This is a genomic window from Bartonella sp. AP331QHHD (assembly GCF_042195905.1).
Taxonomy (GTDB): domain Bacteria; phylum Pseudomonadota; class Alphaproteobacteria; order Rhizobiales; family Rhizobiaceae; genus Bartonella.
Genome location: NZ_JBHIPG010000019.1, coordinates 21,280 through 36,100, shown reverse-complemented (window position 1 = coordinate 36,100; position 14,821 = coordinate 21,280). Strand labels below are relative to the sequence as shown.

Annotated in this window: 15 protein-coding genes; 12 read left to right on the top strand and 3 right to left on the bottom strand. The window is 38.0% G+C overall.

The window, feature by feature from the left end; all coding sequences use genetic code 11:
* The first annotated feature begins 17 nt into the window (after positions 1 to 17).
* From kdsA to ACFIMS_RS02015, 12 genes are all read left to right on the top strand, one after another.
* Positions 18 to 854 (top strand): 3-deoxy-8-phosphooctulonate synthase, encoded by an 837-nt coding sequence (gene kdsA / locus ACFIMS_RS02070; protein WP_273791141.1) that lies wholly within the window; start codon positions 18 to 20, stop codon positions 852 to 854.
* 71 nt (positions 855 to 925) lie between these two features.
* On the top strand, positions 926 to 2,197 hold the full coding sequence (eno, locus tag ACFIMS_RS02065) for a phosphopyruvate hydratase (protein ID WP_375683096.1): 1,272 nt from the start codon (positions 926 to 928) through the stop codon (positions 2,195 to 2,197).
* A gap of 111 nt (positions 2,198 to 2,308) precedes the next feature.
* On the top strand, positions 2,309 to 2,716 hold the full coding sequence (locus ACFIMS_RS02060; protein WP_375668183.1) for a TM2 domain-containing protein: 408 nt from the start codon (positions 2,309 to 2,311) through the stop codon (positions 2,714 to 2,716).
* Between the two features lie 382 nt (positions 2,717 to 3,098).
* Entirely contained in the window at positions 3,099 to 3,509 is a 411-nt protein-coding gene (locus ACFIMS_RS02055) for a TM2 domain-containing protein (RefSeq protein WP_375611267.1), read from the top strand.
* A 383-nt stretch (positions 3,510 to 3,892) separates the two neighbouring features.
* On the top strand, positions 3,893 to 4,345 hold the full coding sequence (locus ACFIMS_RS02050) for a TM2 domain-containing protein (protein ID WP_375611268.1): 453 nt from the start codon (positions 3,893 to 3,895) through the stop codon (positions 4,343 to 4,345).
* A 182-nt stretch (positions 4,346 to 4,527) separates the two neighbouring features.
* Positions 4,528 to 4,839, top strand: a complete 312-nt coding sequence (locus ACFIMS_RS02045; protein ID WP_012754998.1) for a septum formation initiator family protein — start codon at positions 4,528 to 4,530, stop codon at positions 4,837 to 4,839.
* 135 nt (positions 4,840 to 4,974) lie between these two features.
* Positions 4,975 to 6,015: a pyruvate dehydrogenase (acetyl-transferring) E1 component subunit alpha gene (gene pdhA, locus ACFIMS_RS02040; protein WP_273791144.1), complete on the top strand. Its 1,041-nt coding sequence runs from the start codon at positions 4,975 to 4,977 to the stop codon at positions 6,013 to 6,015.
* A 16-nt stretch (positions 6,016 to 6,031) separates the two neighbouring features.
* Positions 6,032 to 7,399 (top strand): pyruvate dehydrogenase complex E1 component subunit beta, encoded by a 1,368-nt coding sequence (locus ACFIMS_RS02035; RefSeq protein WP_375696335.1) that lies wholly within the window; start codon positions 6,032 to 6,034, stop codon positions 7,397 to 7,399.
* 14 nt (positions 7,400 to 7,413) lie between these two features.
* Positions 7,414 to 8,757: a pyruvate dehydrogenase complex dihydrolipoamide acetyltransferase gene (locus ACFIMS_RS02030; RefSeq protein ID WP_375612899.1), complete on the top strand. Its 1,344-nt coding sequence runs from the start codon at positions 7,414 to 7,416 to the stop codon at positions 8,755 to 8,757.
* A 223-nt stretch (positions 8,758 to 8,980) separates the two neighbouring features.
* Entirely contained in the window at positions 8,981 to 10,441 is a 1,461-nt protein-coding gene (gene lpdA / locus ACFIMS_RS02025; protein WP_375612898.1) for a dihydrolipoyl dehydrogenase, read from the top strand.
* 67 nt (positions 10,442 to 10,508) lie between these two features.
* A complete protein-coding gene (lipA, locus tag ACFIMS_RS02020) occupies positions 10,509 to 11,471 on the top strand; it encodes a lipoyl synthase (RefSeq protein WP_375612897.1) in 963 nt (320 codons plus the stop codon).
* 2 nt (positions 11,472 to 11,473) lie between these two features.
* Entirely contained in the window at positions 11,474 to 11,935 is a 462-nt protein-coding gene (locus ACFIMS_RS02015) for a type II toxin-antitoxin system RatA family toxin (protein ID WP_273791149.1), read from the top strand.
* Between the two features lie 599 nt (positions 11,936 to 12,534).
* On the opposite strand, the gene ACFIMS_RS02010 is transcribed toward ACFIMS_RS02015, so the two are convergent.
* The 3 genes from ACFIMS_RS02010 to rirA are packed head-to-tail and all read right to left on the bottom strand — an operon-like array spanning position 12,535 to position 14,678.
* Complete coding sequence (locus ACFIMS_RS02010; RefSeq protein WP_375628982.1) at positions 12,535 to 13,023, bottom strand: CinA family protein; 489 nt, start codon at positions 13,021 to 13,023, stop codon at positions 12,535 to 12,537.
* On the bottom strand, positions 13,020 to 14,210 hold the full coding sequence (locus ACFIMS_RS02005) for a bifunctional 2-C-methyl-D-erythritol 4-phosphate cytidylyltransferase/2-C-methyl-D-erythritol 2,4-cyclodiphosphate synthase (protein WP_375613044.1): 1,191 nt from the start codon (positions 14,208 to 14,210) through the stop codon (positions 13,020 to 13,022). Before ACFIMS_RS02005 ends, ACFIMS_RS02010 begins: the two co-directional genes overlap by 4 nt.
* Before the next feature lie 24 nt (positions 14,211 to 14,234).
* Positions 14,235 to 14,678: an iron-responsive transcriptional regulator RirA gene (rirA, locus tag ACFIMS_RS02000; RefSeq protein WP_375611276.1), complete on the bottom strand. Its 444-nt coding sequence runs from the start codon at positions 14,676 to 14,678 to the stop codon at positions 14,235 to 14,237.
* Between the last annotated feature and the right edge of the window lie 143 nt (positions 14,679 to 14,821).

The window sequence follows — 14,821 nt, the reverse complement described above, 5'->3', positions numbered from 1 at the left end:
TGCTTTTGAGGGATAAAATGACTAAACCAAATGCCCGTGTGAAAGTTGGAAATATGATTTTTTCAAATGAAATGCCTCTTTCATTAATTGCAGGGCCGTGTCAGATGGAAAGTCGTGATCATGCTTTTGAAATGGCTGGTCGTATTAAAACAATTACCGATCAGCTTGGTATCGGGTTTGTTTATAAATCAAGTTACGATAAAGCCAACAGAACCTCTTTGGGGGCGGCACGTGGTATTGGTCTTGAAAAAGCAATGTCCATTTTTTCTGATTTAAAAAAAGAGTTTAATTGTCCCATATTAACTGATGTGCATACAGAAGAGCAATGTACAATTGTTTCTTCTACAGTTGATATTTTACAAATACCGGCTTTTTTATGTCGTCAAACAGATCTTTTGGTAGCAGCCGCCAAAACAGAATGTGTTATTAACATTAAAAAAGGTCAGTTTTTAGCGCCGTGGGATATGGAGAATGTTTTAAAAAAGGTTGTTTACAGTGGTAATCCGAATGTTATGCTTTGTGAGCGAGGCACGTCATTTGGTTACAACCGACTTATTTCTGATATGCGTTCGTTGCCTATTTTACGTTCATTTGGAGCTCCTGTTATTTTTGATGCAACGCATTCTGTTCAAGAACCTGGGGGGCAGGGGGCTTCATCTGGTGGACAGCGTCAATTTGTTGAAATTTTAGCGCGTGCAGCTGTTTCTGTTGGGGTAGCTGGTATTTTTTTAGAAACACATCAAGATCCAGATAATGCACCTTCTGATGGACCCAATATGGTTAAAGTTGATGATTTACAAAGATTGCTTGAGACTTTAATGGAATTTGATTATCTGTCAAAAAAGTTGAGTTGAGAAGAGAAAAAATATTTCATTAATAGGGCATTATAAATGAATCGAGACTTTTATTGGATAAGGAAACACATATGACTATAATTGTCGATATCATTGGGCGTGAAGTTCTTGATAGCCGTGGTAATCCAACGGTAGAAGTTGATGTTCATTTGGAGAATGGAGCTTTTGGTCGCGCTCTGGTTCCTTCGGGAGCTTCAACAGGAGCACATGAGGCTATAGAGCTTCGTGATGGTGGTTTGCGCTATCAAGGGAAAGGTGTTGAAAAAGCGGTTGCTGCAGTTAATGGCGAAATTCTTGAAGAACTTGGTGGGCGGGATGCAACAAATCAAATTGCTATTGATCAAGCAATGATTGCTTTGGATGGAACGCCAAACAAAGCCCGTCTTGGTGCCAATGCACTTCTTGGTGTTTCATTAGCTGTTGCGAAAGCAGCTGCGGATTCATTAAATTTACCTTTGTATCGTTATATTGGTGGTACACAAGCGCATATTCTTCCAACCCCCATGATGAATATTATTAATGGTGGCGTTCATGCTGATAATTTGATTGATTTTCAAGAGTTTATGATTATCCCTATAGGAGCTCCTACTGTAAGAGAAGCTATCCGTTATGGCGCTGAGATTTTCCATGCATTGAAAAAGCGTTTAAAAGATGCAGGTTATAATACCAATGTTGGTGATGAAGGTGGTTTTGCACCTCAATTTAAAAGTGCTGATCAAGCAATTGATTTTATTATGGAATCTATCATGATATGTGGTTATAAACCAGGTGAACAAATTGCCATTGGTTTAGACTGTGCTTCAACCGAATTTTATAAAAATGGTTCGTATTTTTATAAAGGTGAGGGGAAATGCCGAGACATCCAAGAGCAGGTAGATTATTTAGCGCAGCTTGTGAAAAATTATCCTATTATTACAATTGAAGATGGAATGGCAGAGGATGATTGGGAAGGTTGGAAGCTACTTACTGACACAATTGGAGAAAAATGTCAGCTTGTTGGCGATGATTTGTTTGTAACGAATTCAGCACGTTTGCGTGATGGTATCAAAATGGGGGTAGGCAATTCTATTCTCATAAAAGTTAATCAAATTGGTACATTGAGTGAAACACTTGATGCTGTAGAAGTAGCACATAAAGCAGGTTATCGTGCCATTATATCTCATCGTTCAGGCGAGACAGAGGATTCTTTCATTGCAGATCTTGCTGTTGCAACGAATTGTGGACAAATTAAAACAGGTTCTCTTGCACGTTCGGATAGATTAGCAAAATACAATCAACTTATTCGTATTGAAGAAATGCTAGGAGCCCAAGCGCATTATGCGGGTGATTTATATCGTGTATAGTTGTGAGCAAAAAATATGAAAGTATAAGATCATTTAGATTATGAAATTGAGATTTCTTATCAAAGGCATATACGCAATAATTTTTAAGTGTTTAAATTTATAGGGATTAAGATGAGAGGTATAATTATTAGTCAAGATCAAGGAAATTATCTCGTTTCGGGTGATGATGGTAAACGTTATCAGTTTGCGACTTGGGATTGGTTGGGAAAGAATCCACCAAGGATTGGTAATGCTGTTGATTTTGTCTGTGAAGGAGGTGTTGTCAGTTCTGTTTTCCCATTGTTGAGACCAGGTACAGAGAACACAAAGATAATGTTCGCACTGCTTTGTTGGGTTGCAGGTATCTTTGGTGTCCATCGCTTTATGGTTGGTAAAGTTAGGACTGGGGCTTTAATGCTGGTTCTATCTTTATCATTGTTTGGATTGATAATTACCGGCATTTGGGCAATTGTTGATTTTATAGTCATTCTTGGAGGAAGATTTACGGATAAAGATGGAAATCAGATTACAGATTTGTGAAAATCTTATAATAAAAAAAGGTAATTTAGCTCGCTTTTTATTTTTATAAATATATTAAGTTGCATCATGCAAAATTATTGTACTATATTTATTTAATATGAGATATTAAAAAACATGTACAGCTAAGTAAAAGTATTGAAAAAGATAATGCTATTTTATATGGGTAAAGCAAAGATATAAATCAACTAAAGCATGTTTTTTGTTACTGCTTATAGCAGGGGGAAATATTAGATTATTGGGGAGTTCCGAACTATTTTAACTTCATGTTTATCATGGTGAGTACGAATTGTATTTACACCGTGAGGTTAATCCGCATATTATCGAATTAGAAATAATCTCTTTATGAATAACACATGAGGAGCAGCTTTATAGGTGGGCAAGAATGAAAGGTAAGATTATTGGTCAGGATCAAGGAGATTATTTTGTTTCAGGGGCTGACGGTAAGCGTTATCAATTTTCAAGTTTCGATTGGTTAGGAAAAAAAACACCAAAAGTGGGTGATACCGTTGATTTTGTATATGAAGATAATGTTGTTAAATCTGTTCTCCCTCTCGTGAGTAAAACTCAGTCAGAAAAATCAAGATTGGCGATAGCACTTGTTTGTTGGTTTTTTGGATGGTTGGGAATTCATCGCTTTATGGCAGGTAAAGTTGGAACGGGTATTGTAATGCTTCTTATAACGATAACAGGTATAGGGCTGTTAGTTACTATACCGTGGTCATTCATTGATTTTATAGTTATTTTATCCGGATATTTTAGGGATGAAAACGGGGATAAAATTATAAATTGGTAGAAATTTTAGAATAATATAAAATGTAAAGAGTGAGGCACTTTCTTTACTTTTAATGTTGTCAATATATTAATTTAATAATGTAAATTATTTTAATATATGTCTTTAAATGTGAAATATTAAAGAAAATTATGAATATTTAAATAAAACTATTGAAAAAGACTGTACTATTTCATATGAAAAAAGCAAAGGTGCAAATCGAACAGCGTGCTTTGTATTACCACTTGTAATTGCGGGAATTTTAAGTTGTTGGGGAATTTTTAGCTTTTTAAATTGTCATATATCACGGTGAATGCAGACTGTATTCATGCTGTGAGGTTTATTCAACATATTATCATATTAGAAGAAAAGCTTCTTTATGAATAACAATTTTATAGGTGGTGAAGATGAAAGGTAAGATTATTGGTCATGATCAAGGAGATTATTTCATTTCAGGGGCTGATGGTAAGCGCTATCAGTTTGCGAATTGGGATTGGTCAGGAAAAACGCCGCCGAAAGTTGGTGACGTCGTTGATTTTGTGTGTGAAGGGGATACCATTAAATCTATTTTCCCTATCTCAACTGAAGGTCAGTCACAGCAATCAAAAGTGACGTTAGCGGTCGTTTGTTTTTTTCTAGGTGGACTAGGACTTCATCGTTTTATGGTTGGTAAAGTTGGAACGGGCATTGCAATGCTTCTTATAAATATAATAAGTGTAATAAGTATAATAAGTGTAATATTTATGCCGGTAGGGCTTATAGGAATTTTTTTGATAATTACACCTTGGGTATTGATTGATTTTATAGTCATTTTAACAGGAAGTTTTAAGGACAAAGATGGGTGTAAAATCACAACTTAGAGGATATCCAATATTTATAATATAAAAAGTGGGGCATTCAGCTTACTTTGATCGTATTAAGGGGGGGATAAATTGAAATAACAAATTATTTTGGTGTAGATTTGGTAATGAGGTATTAATCAAAATCATGCATAGTTGGGCAAAATATCAAGAAATTTGTGCTGTAAAGACTGTGCTATTTTATGTGGACAAAGCAGAAACGTCGATCAATCAAAGTACGCTTTGTACTACCTCTTATGACGGTGGGAGTCTTAAGCTATTTCAGTTATCACATTTATCATGGTGAGTATGGATTGTATTCACGCAGTGAAGTTAATCAGCATATTAGCGAATTAGAAAAGGAGCTTCATAAAATAGAAGCTGAGCGGATATTCATGGAAAAGCGTATTTCTCTTTTACGCAATGGGCATATAGAAAAAGATATGTTGGATGAGTATGTCCGAAAGAATTTGAACTTTTCTAAGCCAAATGAACTGACAATCTTAATACCTTGAAATGATACCAAAGGTAAATGAAAAATCGCTTAATTTAAACAACAATCAGCAATGATATTGTTTAAGCCGATTGATAAGGCTTGTAACTTTTGTTCGTAAAGGTTATTCCTAAATAATCATAAAAGGGAGTTTAATATGGCAGAACGACTTAAAAAAAATTCTGCGTCGGCGGCGCGCACTGCATTATCAAGCACCACAAAGAAAGCACCAATAGCAGATTTTACAAAAGAAGAAGAAATTGATGCTTATCGTGAAATGCTTTTAATTCGCCGTTTTGAAGAAAAAGCAGGACAACTTTATGGTATGGGGCTTATAGGGGGATTTTGTCACCTTTATATTGGTCAGGAAGCCGTTGTTATAGGAACATTGAAAGCGGCAAAAGAAGGTGATCAGGTTATTACGTCTTACCGTGATCATGGTCATATGTTAGCGGTTGGGATGAGTCCGCGTGGGGTTATGGCAGAATTAACGGGGCGCCAAGGTGGTTTTTCCAAAGGGAAAGGTGGCTCGATGCATATGTTCTCTAAAGAAAAGAACTTTTATGGAGGACATGGTATTGTTGGTGCGCAGGTTCCAATTGGTTCAGGTTTGGCATTTTCGAATCAGTACCTTGGTAAAGATAATGTGACATTGGTTTATTTTGGTGATGGTGCTGCAAATCAGGGGCAGGTTTACGAGAGTTTTAATATGGCTTCACTTTGGAAGCTTCCCGTTGTTTATATTATTGAAAACAATCAGTATGCTATGGGAACGTCAGTTTCACGTGCATCTGCAGAAACTGATTTTTCCCGACGTGGTCTTTCTTTTGAAATTCCAGGTATTGTTGTTGACGGTATGGATGTTCGATCAGTAAAAGGAGCTGCTGATGAAGCAATTTCTTGGGCACGCTCAGGTAAAGGACCGATCATTCTTGATATGCAGACCTATCGCTATCGTGGTCATTCCATGTCTGATCCAGCAAAATATCGTTCAAAGGAAGAAGTCCAAAAAATAAAAGAGGAGCACGATCCGATTGATCAAGTAAAAAGTCGGATTCTTAAAAAAAATTGGGCGAGCGAAGACGATTTAAAATCTATTGAGAAAGAGGTCCGTGCAATTGTTGCTGATGCGGTAGATTTTGCACAAAGTGATCAAGAGCCAGATGCTTCTGAGCTCTATACTGATATTTTAGTTTGATGCGAGGGAAGCAAGTATGTCTATTGATATTTTGATGCCGGCGCTTTCACCAACTATGGAAGAAGGTAAACTGTCTAAATGGCTCAAGAAAGAAGGTGATAAGGTTAGCTCTGGCGATGTTATTGCTGAAATTGAAACGGATAAGGCTACAATGGAAGTAGAGGCCGTTGATGAAGGTACTCTTGGTAAAATTTTTGTGCCTGAAGGTTCAGAAGGCGTAAGGGTTAACACTGTTATTGCAATTTTGTTAGAAGAAGGTGAGCGTGCTGAGGATATTTCGCAACCTACTGATACAGCACAAAAACCTAAGGAATCTGCTCTTTCTCTGCCTTTGTCAGTTCCGCAGGCTGCTCCTACTTTTGATACATCTCTTAATTTTGATATTCCAGCGGGAACACAAATGGTTACAATGACAGTTCGTGAAGCACTTAATCAGGCTTTGGCTGAGGAAATGCGGCGTGATGAAAAAGTTTTTCTCATGGGGGAAGAGGTCGCGCAATATCAAGGTGCCTATAAGGTTAGTCAAGGTTTGTTGGAAGAATTCGGAGAACGCCGAGTTATTGATACCCCAATTACAGAGCACGGCTTTGCTGGGCTGGCTGTTGGGGCTGCTTTTGGTGGGTTACGTCCTATTGTCGAGTTTATGACCTTTAATTTTGCGATGCAGGCGATGGACCAAATTATTAACTCAGCAGCCAAAACACGTTATATGTCTGGTGGACAAATGACCGCTCCTATGGTTTTCCGAGGTCCCAATGGTGCGGCTGCCCGTGTTGGTGCTCAACATTCTCAATGCTATGCTGCATGGTATAGTCATGTACCAGGTCTGAAAGTTGTCATGCCTTATAGTGCTGCAGATGCAAAAGGTTTGCTGAAAGCTGCTATTCGTGATGATAATCCTGTTATTTTCCTTGAAAATGAGATTTTGTATGGGCATCAATTTGATGTTCCTCAACTGGATGACTTTCTTTTGCCTATTGGTAAGGCACGTATTCATAAGTCTGGACAAGATGTGACGATTGTTGCATGTGGAATTGGGATGCATTATGCTGTTCAAGCGTTACCAGAAATTGAAAAACTTGGTATTGATGTTGAATTGATTGATTTACGAACCATTCGCCCTATGGATCTTCCAACAATTCTTTCGTCAGTTAAAAAAACAGGTCGTTTGGTAACAATTGAAGAGGGATTTCCTCAGTCATCCGTGGGAACTGAAATAGCAACGCGTGTTATGCAGCAGGCTTTTGACTATCTTGATGCGCCAATTGCTACGATTTCTGGCAAAGATGTTCCGATGCCTTATGCCGCTAATCTTGAGAAGTTGGCTTTGCCTAATACTGCTGAAATTATTGAGGCAGTTCAGGCTGTGACATACAGAGCATAACGGAGGAAAGCATAATGCCCATTAAAATTACAATGCCAGCGCTTTCCCCTACGATGGAAGAGGGAAATTTAACAAAATGGAATATTAAGGAGGGAGATAAGGTTTCCTCTGGTGATGTTATTGCTGAAATTGAGACGGATAAAGCGACAATGGAAGTCGAAGCCGTTGATGAAGGTAGGGTTGCTAAAATTGTTGTTCCTGCTGGAACACAAGGCGTTAAAGTAAATGCTTTAATTGTTGTTTTAGCAGAAGAAGGTGAAGATTTAGCTGAAGCTGCAAAAGTTGCAGAAGAAATCTCTTCTTCTACAAGACAAAAACCAGAGGGCATCAAACAGACAGATTCTCTGAAACAGACGGACTCAAAGGGAATAAAAATGTCTCATGAATCATCAACTGGGCAATTAATACAGCAAGATAAAAAGGAAGCTCGTCTTTTTGCCTCTCCCTTAGCGCGGCGATTAGCATCTCAGGCAGGTCTTGATTTATCCCTTATTTCTGGAAGTGGTCCGCATGGGCGCATTATTAAGCGCGATGTAGAAAAAGCTGTGAGCAGCGATATGTCTAAAGTGTCTTATTCATCATCGATAGGGGAGCTAATAGCTACAGGTGCTTCGGACAAACAGATATTGAAACTCTTCAAAGAGGATGAATATAGCTTCGCTCCCCATAATAATATGCGTAAAACAATCGCGACACGTTTGGTGGAATCAAAACAGAGAGTCCCACATTTCTATGTAACGGTAGATTGTGAACTTGATGCGCTATTAGCACTGCGTACACAACTAAATGCTGCTGCTCCAATGGTTAAGGGGCAGGAAGAAACTCAGCCTACTTATAAGCTTTCTGTTAATGATATGGTGATCAAAGCTGTTGCACTTTCTTTGAAAGCGGTTCCTGATGCGAATGTTTCTTGGCTTGAAGGCGGGATGCTTCATCATAAACATTGTGATGTTGGGGTTGCTGTTTCTATTCCCAATGGATTAATTACACCGATTATTCGCCATGCAGAGAAAAAGCCGTTATCACTTATTTCCAAAGAGATGAAGGATTTTGCAAAGCGTGCGCGCGAGGGCAAGTTAAAAATGGAAGAATATCAGGGTGGAACAACAGCTGTATCAAATATGGGCATGTATGGTATAAAAAGTTTTTCGGCTATTCTTAATCCACCGCATGCGACGATTTTTGCGATTGGTGCAGGGGAGCAACGCGCCGTTGTTAAAAATGGTGCATTAGTTGTTGCGACAGTTATGTCAGTTACGCTTTCTGCGGATCATCGTGCTGTCGATGGTGCTTTAGCAGCAGAGCTCGCGCGGACTTTTAAGAAGATGATTGAAAATCCATTAGCAATGTTGGTTTGAACTGTTTAACAGTTCTTCACGTAAATTGTGAGAGAGTGTATTTAAGAGAATAGAAACAAATTTAAAGAGTTTGAAGAGCAGAGGTATTGCTATTTCTGGTTTGGGTAAAGCATTTACGTGAAGCTTAAAGCAAAGACATAAGATAATTCTCTCATATTGTTTTACAGTCTTAAGTTCAAAAAATGCATATCCATTTTATATATATATCCATGGAGGAATTACTGTGGCAAATCTTTATGATGTAATTGTGATTGGATCAGGTCCAGGCGGATATGTAACCGCAATTCGTGCAGCACAATGTGGCTTTAAGACTGCGATTGTTGAACGTGAACATTTGGGAGGGATCTGTTTAAATTGGGGATGTATTCCAACAAAGGCCCTTCTACGTTCAGCGGAAATGAAACATTTTGCTGAACATGCGACAAATTATGGATTAAAAATTAATGGTTCAATTGAGGCAAACATCAAAGATGTTGTGGCACGTTCACGGGGTGTTTCAGCACGTTTAAATGCTGGTGTTGGTTTTTTAATGAAAAAAAACAAAATTGATATTATCTGGGGTGAAGCAAAGCTTACTAAAGAAGCAAAGGGAAGCCTTCCTGCGGAAATTATGGTTTTTTCATCCTCCAAACCGATTATGCAACCGCAAAATCCAGTCCCTAAAGGGACGTTAGGGGAGGGAACTTATCAAGCAAAGCATATCATTATTGCAACGGGCGCACGTCCTCGTGTCCTTCCTGGTATTGAGCCAGATGGAAAACTCATTTGGACTTATTTTGAAGCTATGATACCGCCAGCAATGCCAAAATCGCTTTTGGTTATAGGGTCTGGGGCTATTGGCATTGAATTTGCTTCTTTTTATCATGATATGGGGGCGACAGTAACTGTTGTTGAAATGATGCCCCATATCATGCCTGCTGAAGATATTGAAATTTCAACGTTTGCTCGTAAACAGTTAGAGAAAAAAGGTTTACGCATTCTTCGTCAAGCAAAAGTAACAAAGGTTGAAAAATCTTCCGATTCTGTAAGTGTACATATTGATGTTCAAGGTAAAATAGAGTCAATGACTGTTGACCGGTTGATTTCCGCTGTTGGGGTGCAAGGTAATATTGAGAATCTTGGTTTAGAAGCTTTGGGAATAAAAACCGATCGCGGCTGCATTGTAACTGATGAATGGAGTTGGACGGGGGTGGAAGGTATTTATGCTATTGGTGATGTAGCAGGCCCTCCTATGTTGGCCCATAAAGCAGAAGAAGAAGGTGTGATATGTATTGAGCATCTTGCAGGTTTGAAAAGCGCTCATCCACTTGATAAAAGAAAAATTCCAGGGTGTACATATTGTACACCACAGGTTGCCTCTGTAGGGCTTTCAGAAGCGGCAGCAAAAGAAGCAGGTTATGATATACGTATTGGTCGTTATTCTTTTGCTGCGAATGGTAAGGCGATTGCTTTGGGTGAAGATCAGGGGTTAGTAAAAACGATTTTTGATAAAAAAACAGGACAGCTTCTCGGGGCCCATATGGTAGGGGCTGAGGTAACAGAATTGATACAGGGTTTTGTTATTGCTATGAATCTTGAAACAACAGAAGAAGAATTAATGCATACTGTCTTTCCACATCCGACCTTATCGGAAATGATGAAAGAAAGTGTATTAGATGCTTATGGTCAAGTTTTAAACGCTTGATGACTGGATTGTATGAAAAATTTTATATTTTTGATTGTTACTTCGTATTTATAAGGCAAAGGCTTAAATGGTTACGGTTGTTGATAGAGTTGCAAATAGACGATTGCGTCATCCTGAAAAGGCACATCGTCCTGATACAAGCGTTCAAAAAAAGCCAGATTGGATTCGTGTAAAAGCGCCAACATCACCAATTTATAAGGAAACACATAGTATTGTACGTACGCATAAGTTAGTGACTGTATGTGAAGAAGCTGGTTGTCCTAATATTGGCGAATGTTGGAGCCAGAGGCATGCTAGCTTTATGATTTTAGGTGAAATATGTACGCGTGCTTGTGCTTTTTGTAACGTTGCAACAGGTATTCCACTTGCCGTTGATGATAATGAGCCAGAACGTGTCGCTGATGCTGTTGCACGGATGGAATTAAAACATGTTGTCATTACATCTGTTGATCGTGATGATCTTGCTGATGGTGGTGCTGAGCATTTTGCAAAAGTTATTTATGCGATTCGTCAAAAAACTCCTAAAACAACAATTGAAGTTCTTACACCTGATTTTCGTCATAAGGATGGCGCTTTAGAAGTTGTTGTTGCTGCTAAGCCTGATGTTTTTAATCATAACTTAGAAACAGTTCCTTCTAAATATTTGAAGGTCCGTCCAGGGGCACGTTATTTTCATTCAATTCGTTTATTACAACGTGTTAAAGAACTTGATCCAACAATTTTTACAAAATCGGGAATTATGGTTGGCCTTGGGGAGGAGCGAAATGAAGTTTTGCAATTGATGGATGATTTGCGCGCTGCTGATGTTGACTTTATGACAATTGGACAATATTTGCAGCCTACACGAAAACATCATCCAGTTGTTCGTTTTGTGCCTCCTGAAGAATTTGAGTCTTTTGCCAAGATTGGTAAAGTAAAAGGATTTTTACATATGGCCTCCAATCCTCTAACGCGTTCATCTCATCATGCTGGAGATGATTTTGCCATTTTGCAAAAAGCGCGTGATGAAAAATTTTCCTTACAGAGATAATTATGCCGATTTTTACAATACATCGGCAGATCACCCATAGTGCCAGTGAAATGTTTGATCTGGTTTCAGATATTGAGCGTTATCCTGAATTTTTACCAATGTGTGAGTCTTTAATAATACGTTCTCGAAAAGAATATGGAAAAAAAATATTGCTTCTTGCGGATATGACCGTTGGCTATAAGATTATTCGTGAAACTTTTACGACTCAAGTATTTCTTCAGCCGGAAAAAAGTCTTATAGAAGTTAAATATATTGATGGTCCATTCAAATATCTTGAAAATCGTTGGGCCTTTCATGATATTGAAAATACCAATGCATGTAATGTAGAGTTTTTTATTGATTATGAATTTAAAAGTAAAACGCTTGGATTAGTGATGGGCTCAATGTTTGATATTGCGTTTCGTAAATTTACCGAGGCTTTTGAGAAGCGTGCGCATCAGATTTATGGCTCTACGGTAACATAGTCTATTCTGTTATTTTTTAACAATACCTATTGCTTAAACAGCGTGAAGGTGAAAACCGGTTTCCATCTTTACTATTTGTTTTTAATTCAGCTTTCAAAAGCATATTGAGGGAATATCATTTTAAATGATGAAGATGATGCACAGTTTCATGCTTTTGTTTCTCTCTTTTTTAATGGATGCACACTCGTTAAACAAAACGCCCAAATAGAACATGCTTGCGTCATACCCATTTCATAATAGTGCTCATAATAAATAGTATAGATTCTCGTAAAAGTATATAAAATCTACATCTGTACACTTATGAAGAAGTTCTCCTGTATCATTTATTTGCCATCTCTCAAGATGTTGTACCAGCTCTTAGCACTTGAGAGAGAGGTACAAGTTTCCCTTTCATTAATCATTTTATTTATACAGTTTTTTCTCTTGTGGCGTGTAAGTGAATAAATTTGATTAATTCAACCTACACAGGACTAAAGTGAGATAATTTTAGGCTAGTCAGATCGTTCATTTTCAAGTTGTGATACAATAAAATTTTTTCAAGATGTTGACGATTATAGACTCGATGGGGAATAAAGAATTTTGAAATTAGTATGGGGAATTCAGTGAAGCAATTCCAGAATCATTTTAAAAGCATTTTCAACAGTTGCATGGCGGATAGCATTGCGATTAAGATGAGCAAAGTGCATTTCTTTGTGCAGGGGGGAGTGGTTTTTATAAGCTACTGCGCAATGCACAAGTCCTACAGGTTTATCAAGACTTGCACCTCCTGGACCAGCAATTCCTGTTACAGAAACTGCAATGTCAGCTTGTGAATGTTTTAATCCACCCTCAGCCATTGCAAGAGCAACTTCTTTTGAAACGGCACCATAGGTTTTTATAAGTTCAGCACAAACGCCAACAAGGCGTGTTTTAGATTCATTTGAATAAACAACAAATCCACAATCGAGAACATCTGACGATCCTGCTATATTTGTGAGGCATGCAGCAATGAGTCCCCCTGTACAAGACTCTACAGTTGTTAACAGCAAACCTTTTTGGCGAAAGGTATTAAGAACTTCATGTGCTTGTTTTTCACAAAGATATGTCATTGGGGAATTTCTCCTGAATAAAGGACGCTCACTGTTGCAAGAGCAGCAATTCCCTCACCACGACCAATAAATCCAAGCCTTTCATTTGTTGTTGCTTTGATAGAGATACGATCAGGTGTTATTGCAAGTATTGTTATAAGATTTTCTGTCATGGCATGACGATATGGACTAATTTTAGGATTTTCAGCGATAATTGTGATATCAACATTGGCGATACGACCACCTGCTTGTTTTATAATATCAAGAGCATGACGGAGAAAAATTTCTGATGATACATTTTTCCATTGAGGATCAGAGGGAGGAAAATGTGTACCGATATCTCCAGCACCTTGAGTTGCAAGAAGGGCATCTGTTAATGCATGAAGAGCAACATCCGCATCGGAGTGTCCATTTAATTTTTTATGAAAAGGGATTTTTATACCACATAATATAAGAAAATCACCATCCTCAAAAGAGTGAACATCATAACCATTGCCGGTACGAATATCAGGAAATATTTGCATTTTCTTTTGGAGATATAAATGTGCAGTATTAAAATCTTCATGCCATGTAATTTTTATGTTGTTAGGATCTCCAGGAACGGTACGCATAGGAATTCCAAACCATTCGGCAATTGCAGAATCGTCAGTGAATTCTTGTTTGCAAGCTTGTTTTGCTTGTTTATGGGCCGCTAAGATATGTTCAAAGGGAAAACACTGTGGAGTTTGTGCACTATAAAGATGGGTACGGGGAATTGTTTCTAAAACATGCTGATTATTTATACGTTTAAGGGTATCAGAGATGGGCAGAACAGGAAGAACACCTTCTTGAGGCGTGATAGTGTTGTGAATGTTATTAAGAAGCTTGTTTTCGATAAAAGGGCGTGCACCATCATGAATATGCACATATTGGGGGGCAAATTTTTTGAGTGCCTGAAGTCCATATAAGGTAGAGATTTGACGTGTATTGCCTCCTTCAACGATAATAAGGCGCTCTTTAAAATCGTCAATAGCTTGTTCACAGATTTGACGATCTTCTGGATGAATAACAAGAATAATTGTTGTGATAGCTGGATGCTGCAAAAAACAATGCACGGTATGATAAATAATTGGCTTTTGTCCTAGAAGCCGATATTGTTTTGGAATTTTATGGGGAGATCCTGCTCTTTCACCCCGTCCAGCGGCTAATATTATTGCTGCAATAGAAATACTTAATCTCCTTGTATTATAATCTTAGTTTGCTTTTTTGTCATTAATTTTAAAATGATTTTGAAAGGATGGTTGTTGTAGATCAGCAAGGGATATCACGGATAACACCTCAAAAAAAGCATTTAATGCTTTTTGAAGTGCGGTATTTAAACCACAAAAATCAAACAAGGGGCAAGTTGGTTCTGCAGTATCGAAACATTCTGCGAGGGAAAAGTTGTCTTCTGTTACTTTCACAACATCCGCGACTGAAATTTCTGCTGCGGGTTTAGCCAATCTAACTCCACCATTGCGTCCACGCACTGTTTGTATAAAACCTGCTTGAACAAGCAGCTGAAGGATTTTAAATAAAAAAAGCTCTGAAACGGCATATGCTTTAGCAATTTCTGGAACACGACTGAGAGTTCCCTGATTATCTGCACAATACATAAGCATTCGAAGAGCATAATTTGTTTGTTTTGTTAATCGCATCTCATTTCCTTCGTAAAGTATCGTCGAACACAGTCTATTTTAAAGATATTTTGCAAAATGTAGAAGTTTTTTCTCGTTGACTATATTTGCCTATTTTAAATGTAGTATTAGTATTGTCAATTTTTGCTACAAAAGGTTATATG